Origin of the sequence: Lactobacillus ultunensis DSM 16047 (assembly GCF_001436305.1) — a bacterium.
Classification (GTDB): domain Bacteria; phylum Bacillota; class Bacilli; order Lactobacillales; family Lactobacillaceae; genus Lactobacillus; species Lactobacillus ultunensis.
In genome coordinates this window covers 1-7,904 of the sequence record NZ_AZFO01000055.1, presented here as the reverse complement: position 1 = coordinate 7,904, position 7,904 = coordinate 1, and the positions used below count along the sequence as shown (strand labels likewise).

General features: G+C 38.6%; 5 protein-coding genes and 1 pseudogene. All 6 read right to left on the bottom strand.

Features of this window, described 5'->3' with window-relative positions:
• Positions 1–49 precede the first annotated feature (49 nt).
• Entirely contained in the window at positions 50–3,859 is a 3,810-nt protein-coding gene (locus tag FC57_RS10010) for an MMPL family transporter (RefSeq protein ID WP_007126188.1), read from the bottom strand.
• Positions 3,860–3,874: 15 nt separating this feature from the next.
• Positions 3,875–4,438, bottom strand: coding sequence for a TetR/AcrR family transcriptional regulator (locus tag FC57_RS10005; RefSeq protein ID WP_040529602.1), 564 nt, complete (start codon positions 4,436–4,438; stop codon positions 3,875–3,877).
• Between the two features lie 125 nt (positions 4,439–4,563).
• Positions 4,564–5,511, bottom strand: a complete 948-nt coding sequence (locus FC57_RS10000; RefSeq protein ID WP_007126186.1) for a serine hydrolase — start codon at positions 5,509–5,511, stop codon at positions 4,564–4,566.
• Between the two features lie 15 nt (positions 5,512–5,526).
• Entirely contained in the window at positions 5,527–6,444 is a 918-nt protein-coding gene (locus FC57_RS09995) for a magnesium transporter CorA family protein (RefSeq protein ID WP_040529600.1), read from the bottom strand.
• Between the two features lie 103 nt (positions 6,445–6,547).
• A pseudogene (locus FC57_RS11370) lies at positions 6,548–6,893 on the bottom strand (extracellular solute-binding protein); the annotation flags it as partial.
• Position 6,894: 1 nt separating this feature from the next.
• On the bottom strand, positions 6,895–7,691 hold a 797-nt coding region (locus FC57_RS09990; protein WP_476737420.1), incomplete at its 3' end, for an extracellular solute-binding protein.
• Positions 7,692–7,904 lie beyond the last annotated feature (213 nt).

Sequence of the window (7,904 nt, the reverse complement as noted above, 5' to 3'; positions counted from 1 at the left end):
TCCACTTTAGTGGGATTGTATCAATAGGGCCGCTTTTAAATTTTATTTATTATTTTTTAGATTTCTTTTTTCCAATAAATCTACTGAAGTTAACTCCTTCATAAGTCAATTTAACTGCAGCTGATAACGTAATTGGCAAAATGAATACCAAGATTAACAAACCAACATCCACAGTTAAGGCAACTTCAATCAAGGTTGGAATGCCTGATGGAATAAGGGCTGCAAAAGTACCACCCAAGATAATAGCGGCTGAAACAACCACTGTACCAATAATGGCACATGCCTTCAAGATTCTTGAACTTGGAGTATTGTAGCCTTCAGTCTCAAGCTCACGATAACGAGTCATGAGGAAGATACTGTAGTCAACACCTAAGGCAATCAACATGATGAAGCTGAAGAATGGAGTGTTCCAAGTAAGCATGCTTCTGCCGAGAACTGCCTTAACAATCCATTGGTTGATTGAAAGTGAACAGAGGTAAGCAATAAGCAAAGAACCAAGAATGTAAACTGGTTGAAGAAGTGAACGAGTTACAAACATCAAGGCAATACCGATACCAATCAACATGATGGCAGCGGTTCTAAGGAAGTCGCCACTAGCAACTGACTTAGTATCTTTGATCTTTGAACTTTGACCACCCATAGCAACAGTTGCATTCTTCAAGGCAGTACCTTGGAAGCTCTTCTTAGCCATTGCACTCAACTCTTGTGACTTGTCAGTAGCTTCGGTAGCACTTGGGTTTGAGTTAAAGATAACAATAATTTGGGCTGACTTCTTATCTGGGCTGAGGTATACATCCATTGATTTCTTAAACATATCATTCTTTAAGAATTCCTTTGGAATGTAGAAAGTATCAGCAGCGGCTGATGAACCTAAGCCTTTAAGGTAAGCTTCGCCTTGGCCTAAACCACTGTTTACAGTATCAATACCAGTAGTAAGTTGTGGTACTTTAGAAGCTAACTTGCCAGCACCTTCACTAAGACGACCAGCACCACTGTTAAGTTGACCAATGCCGGAAATAAGTTGTGGAGCTTGGCTAGCTAATTGACCAACACCATTGTTAAGCTGACCAGCACCACTAGCTAAAGTACCAAGACCGTTATTCAAAGTACCTGCACCGTTAGCAAGAGTACCAAGGCCACTGTTCAAAGTACCTGCACCATTTGCAAGAGTTCCGAGACCACTTTGAAGTTGACCTGCGCCTGAATCAAGTTGACTAGCACCTGAACTAAGTCTACCGGCACCAGCACTTAAACTGCCAAGGCCTGAGCTAAGACGACCAGCACCGCTATTCAATGAAGCAGCACCTGAATTAAGTCTTTGTGCACCTGCAACACCTTGACTAGCAGCTGATTGAACTTGAGATAAGCCTGAGCTTAATTGGTTCAAAGCAGTTGCGGCACCTGGAAGTGCACGGTTTGAAGCTTGAGCTAAAGTATTAACTTGAGTTCTTAATGCTTGAAGTTGAGCTAAAGTATTACCTTGTGAAATTGAAGCCATTGAGCTTTGAAGACCTTGAGCAGCATTTTGAGCTTCTGATAATGCTGATTGCATTTCGGAAGCACTACCATTTTGAGTAGAACCGCTCATTGCATTTCGTACCGCATTCATTGCAGCACTAGTTGCAGCAGCTGTAGCTCTCTGCTTATCAGCATCATTTAAACTACTACTATTCAATGAACTTGAAACAGCGCTACTAATTTCTGATTCCATTCTGCTTGTATTTACAGAACTACCCGCACTAGCTGCAGCACCGCTCAAGCTTTGCAATTTAGCTAAACTGCGTTCAAGTTTAGCAGCATTTTGTTGAACAGCAGCAATACTTTGAGTTGCACCTGAAGTATCAACACTGCCACCTAAAGCTTGGTTCAACTGCTGAATACCACTATTGATTTGTGGCAAAGCAGTTTGCAATGCAGCAAGTTGCTGTCTATTAGAACCACTCAATTGAGTTGAAAGTTGTGAACTCAATTGTTGTAATTGGTTAACCATTTGTTGGGTACCGTTTTGCAATGATTGCGTACCGCTACGTAAGCTATTAGCACCACTTTGCAAACGGTTGGCACCACTTTGAAGGCTGCTTGCACCAGTAACCAAAGCATGAGTACCACTAGCTAAACGACCAGCACCTGTTTGCAAACGAACCGCACCGCTTTGAAGTTGACTTGATCCACTTTGTAAACGATCAGCACCGCTAACTAATTGACTTGAACCATTTTGTAAACGAGTTGCACCACTTTGTAATTGTTGTGCACCATTTTGCAAACGACTAGTACCGCCAACTAATTGTTGTGCACCACTTTGAAGTTGACCAGTACCATCTTGAAGTTGATCGGCACCGTCTTTCAAACTATTAGCACCATTAGCTACCTTATTTGAGCCTTTGCTTAATTTACCCAAACCAGTACGAGCTTGGTCAACACCTTCATTAACAGTGTTCAATTGATTATTTACATAAAGCATATCAATTGGTTCACCGTAAGGTTCAGTTACAGATGTTGCAAATGAAACATCCTTTGAATTTTGAAGTTGTCTAGTTAATTGATCGATCAACTTCAAGTTTTCTTCATTATCTAATCGATGTTTGCTGTGAATGTATAAGTATGATGGTTCAGCCATACCCTTTGAAAAGTGTTTCTGAACTACCAACAAACCTTGTTTAGATGGAACTGAATCAGCAATTTCATCAGTATCATCGTAGTTCAAGTGACCTGAGTACATTAACATGAATGGAACAGTCACAACTGCTAAAACAATTAAGTAAATAATTGGATGTTTCAAAGTTGAAGCTGAAATACCGTGCCACAACTTGTCATCTGTTTCACCGTTAAATGTCTTAACAGGCCAGAACATTTTCTTACCAAGAACAGCCATAAAGAATGGGTTGAGTGTCAAAAGTACTACCAAAAGTACGGCAACACCTACAGCAACACCCACAGCTGATTGGTAAACTGAGAATTTAGCTAAACTTAATGCCGTAAACCCAATTAAGATTGAAGATCCTGAGTAAAGAATGGTTTTACCAGCTTTGAAAAGCGCATCATGCATCGCTTTATATTTGTCCATTCCTTTACCCAGATCCTCTTTAAACTTGTCATACAGCAAAATGTTATAGTCAGTACCGATACCAAAGAGGACGATAACCATAAACACTTGCGTAAAGTTTGAGAATGGGAAGTTAGCATGTTCAACTAAGTTTGTAACGATTGAGAAAGATGTAAGGAATGACACACCAACTGTCAGTAAAGAAATCAGAGGAACAATTGGAGACTTAAAGACGATTATCAAAACGATAAAGATAAAGACAACCGTAATAGCTTCAGTCTTCTTAATCCCTTCCTGAATTGAAGCAGAGAAATCATGCTGCAAAACATCAGCGCCCGTTACATAGGTACGAAGGCCTTGCGTCTTAGCATCCCTGTTCATTTCTTTATAAACTTGTTCAATCGTGCCATGACTCTTAGCAACATTAAATTGTGCTACCCAAGTCGTACCATCCTTCGATTGAAGTTTCTTTCTAGTAGCAATGTTAGAATCGGGCAACAAAGAATCCTTGATTCCATACTTGTTTTTATCATTAGTGAACTTGTCAAGCGTATTATTAATAGCTGCCTTATCAGCTTCAGTTAGCTTGCCATGTTCTTTATTAAAAACAAGTGCTACGGCATAGGTGTTTTTCTTTTTTGCACCCCAGTTGTTTTCGATTGATTGTGCCACATTACTTTGCACATTACTTGGCAACGTAATGTCCGAATGGGCATTGGTCAGCTCAGTAATATTAGGCAAAGCAACAACGGAAATAATCAATATCAAAACCCATGCAATTAAAGAAAAGACATGGTTTTTCAGAAATTTCTGCACTTTCCTATTTCCTCCCTATTTTTGTAAGTCAGGTACTGGTTCTACAAGCCGCAGAATCATCTCATGATAGTTACGATTAGATTCATCTTTACTCTCATCAAGAAAAGATGATGAATTATCCAAAAAGACATAACCTAATACGGCGCCAATTAAAGCATGGAATGAAATGACACCTTCTCTTCTTAAATTAAGTCGCTCACCTAATTTAATTAGATTCAAGATTTCTTGACTAATTGCAGCATCCTTTGGATATTCATTCAAATGATACAAGATACTTGATAAAGCAGGATCATTTAACAAAAAATCTCTGACAATATCCGCAAATTTTAATAACGCATCCCTACCAGACAAACCAATCAAGCTATCCATCAGCTTCTGGCGCAAGATACTAATCCGTCTTGCACCCACTAACGATAGCAGTTGCTCTCTCCCAGAAACATAGTGATAAAGCGATTGAGAGCGAACATTTAATACCTTTGCTAAAGCTGGCAATGTTGTCTCACTCAGACCCTTTTCACAAATTAATTTGGTTGCCTGATTGATTATTTTATCCAAATCAAGATTTCTCTTCTGTGCCATTCTCACCCCTCCTTCTCCTAGCATAGTAAATAATATATCACTACATGATGAAGAATACAATCTACAGACTGTAAATAATTTATTTTAAAACAAAAAAATAATGAGACCTCTCGCCTCATTATTTTCTATTTACGTTTCTTACTAAACCACGTATTAACTTGTTGACCTAACTTAGCAAAGTTCTTATTATTGCTACCCCAAACAGATACGCAATATGCATTGCCTTTACCTTGTACAATCGCCACTGCGAAGTCATGATCACCAATCGCATAAACGCCACCATTAATGTCATCAACTAAACTTGGACGATCTTTAGAACTAGCTAAAGTGCTAAGTACTCGACTAGCATGTTGTCGATTCAATACTCGACCTTGATACAATCCCATCATTGTCTTCGCTAAATCTGCAGCAGTCGTTTTACCATAAGAATCCCCGTTGAAATTCTTAGCAATTGTTGTTTGAGTTGCACCCATTCTTTTGGCTACAGAATCGACATTTGCTACACCGATTTTCCTCAATAAAGCATTTGATGCCGTCTTATTGCCCCGCAACATAGCTTCACGAAGGTAAGCAATACCGTAGGCCATATTGGTTTGCAACATTTTATCGCCTTTTACCTTATCTGCCTTTTTAATTGTAATTGCGGTTCGATTACCTATCTTGCCCTTTTGCTCTTGTTCATATAGCGCAATTAACAAGAAAAGTTTCATCGCTTTATTAGCGTTATGTGCCTTCGCTGTATTTGAAACAACGGCAAAATGATTAGAATTATTCAAGTCCTGCGCAACAACTTGATAACTATCATCAAGTCCCATTGTCTTTTTAATAATCTTAACTAGCTTCTTATTGCTGCCGCTTTTCGCCTTTACGTGGTTTGAATATTCAATCGAGTTGACCTTAGGTTCTTTAAGTGTCTTTACCTTAGGTTCCTTAGCTTTTTTCTTGGCGACCTTGCTTGTCTTAGGACCAACAACGGTCAGTTTGGCGTCCTCGACCCGTTTCATATTTGCCATATACAACAAAAAAGCTAATAGAGTTGTAATAACTGCTCCAACCAATACTTTATGCTTCATGTAATTGCCTCAATCTTAGAAGAAATGGTGTCGTTTCATCAATATGACTAGCCAAACCATCAGCACGATCATTAAAATGGTGATTAAAACCCAGTCAAAAGAATTTTTCAGAACCGGTAAACTAACATTCATTCCATAAAATCCTGTCAAAATAGTTGGAATAGTGAGTACCAAAGACCACACTGTTAAGAACTGCATCGTATCGTTCAGGTTGTTGTTCATCATATTATTAGACGTAGCCGACAATGTTTTAGTAACTTGCTGCGAAATCTTAACCATTTCTGCAGACTGACTTGATTCGATAAGTACATCATCAAGTCGTTCACTAGCTTCCTTAGTAAATTGCAATTTACTATGATCCAAGCTATGCAGCATGATTAAATCAGTTTGAATAGAACTGGATAAATAAACCAAACTCTTTTCAATATTAGATAGTTCAACTAAGTCCTTATTGTTAATATCATCTGATAACTTCTGATCCAAACTATTTCGTTCAACATCCAACTGGGTAACAGCACGCTGGAAATACTGTGAAGAATACAAGAAAAAGAGCATTAGCAATTCCGTTACGTCTTTTGCCTCAGATAGTCTTTCTCTCATGTGTTCATCGTTAAATTCATCAAACACGTAACTGGTTGATTCTGTATGAAAAGTAAAGACATTTTCACCAACAACCAAAAAAGTAATTGGGTGTGATGTAAAGTGTTTGATCGTGTTGGTGGGCCAAATTGGTACATCATAAACTAACAAGTGACTCTTCGTATGTAAGTCATAGTCGTAGTGAGGACGTTCATGACGGTCAGAAATATAAGAAATAATATCTGGCGTAAAATTGAAATCACTCTGCAGCTTATCGCTATCTTCCTCACTTAAATTGTTGATGTCATACCATTTGTACTTTGTTTCCACGGGGAAATTTTGTTGTCTAATCAACCAGCTCACCTCTGCATTTTTATTTACTAGTAAATGTTACCATTTTTCCACAAAAAAAGCAGACCCAGCACGGTCTGCTTTTTAACTTAATTGCTATTTAGTTTTATTGCTTCCAAGCAGCATCAAATTTTTGTTTACCAGTGTTAATCTGACTGTTAACATTTTGACCCTTTTGAGCTGCTGCAAAGACATTTTGCAAAATACCATTCAATTGTTGGAATGCAGCGTTTGAGTTCTTAGCAACTGGAACACTGTACAAGTTCTTCATTGCATCTTCAAGTTTAGCAGGAAGCTTAATATTCTTGTTATCCTTGTAAGCCTTTGAAGTTACAACGCTTTCGTTAACTGGAATGTAACCAGTAGCATTAGCCCACTTAAGTTGACTACTCTTAGAAACTAAGAATTTAATGTACTTAAATGCAGCTGCCTTTTGATCAGCACTTGCGTGGNAACATGTAAATGTCAGTACCTTGTTGCAAAGTGTACTTGCCAGGACGTGGAGCAACATCATAAGTGAACTTGTTGCCTACACCTTGCTTAACGAAGCCTTCACCTGCTGAAGTACCAACGAACATAGCAACCTTTTCGTTAGCAAATGGACCTGAAAGGTAGTGTTCTGAACCAGCAGTTCTGAAGTAGCCCTTCTTAATGCCATCTGCGTAGAAGTTGATAACTTTCTTTGAAGTTGCACCACTAAAGTTGATCTTGTCGCTGAAGTTTACGCCTTCGTTCTTCATGCCAAGAGTGTAGTAGTTGGAAAGTGAATCAAAACCTGCACCTACAACCTTGTGATTACTCTTCTTGTAAATAGTTTCTGACACTTGCTTAAGTTCTTCCATAGTAGTTGGAACTTTCTTAATGCCATACTTCTTAAACATATCTTTGTTGTAAGTCAAAGTTTCGATTGACTTGTTGAATGGAATACCATATTGGGTACCCTTAATCTTAGCACCATCGAGAAGTTCTGCTCTAATACCTGAAGCCTTAGCGCTACCCCAACCAACGTTCTTGTCGTTAATATATGGTGTCATGTTGACTAACATCTTGTTTTGAGCAGCGTTCCAAAGCCAACCTGGGTATGCTTGAGTAATTGTTGGCAAGTTGTTTGGTGATTGCAAGGTTGAGTTAATCTTAGCTTGCAAATCATTATAAGCACCTTGGTTTTCAAGCTTAACAGTAATCTTTGGATTCTTCTTTTCAAATTCATTGGTCAATTGCTTCAAAGTTGAGCCTTGAACCCCAGGCATCGCATTCCAGAAAACAACAGTAGTTTTCTTAGTAATCTTTGATGGAATCTTCTCTGAACTTGATGAAGACTTGCTGCCACCATTTGAACAAGCAGCAGTTCCTACTAAGGCTAAAGCAGCAACGGCAGCCATAGCAAGTTTCTTACTAAACTTCATTGGATAAATCCTCCTAAATCATAAAACTAAACAACAATACGCGTGGTGCTAGTTAAA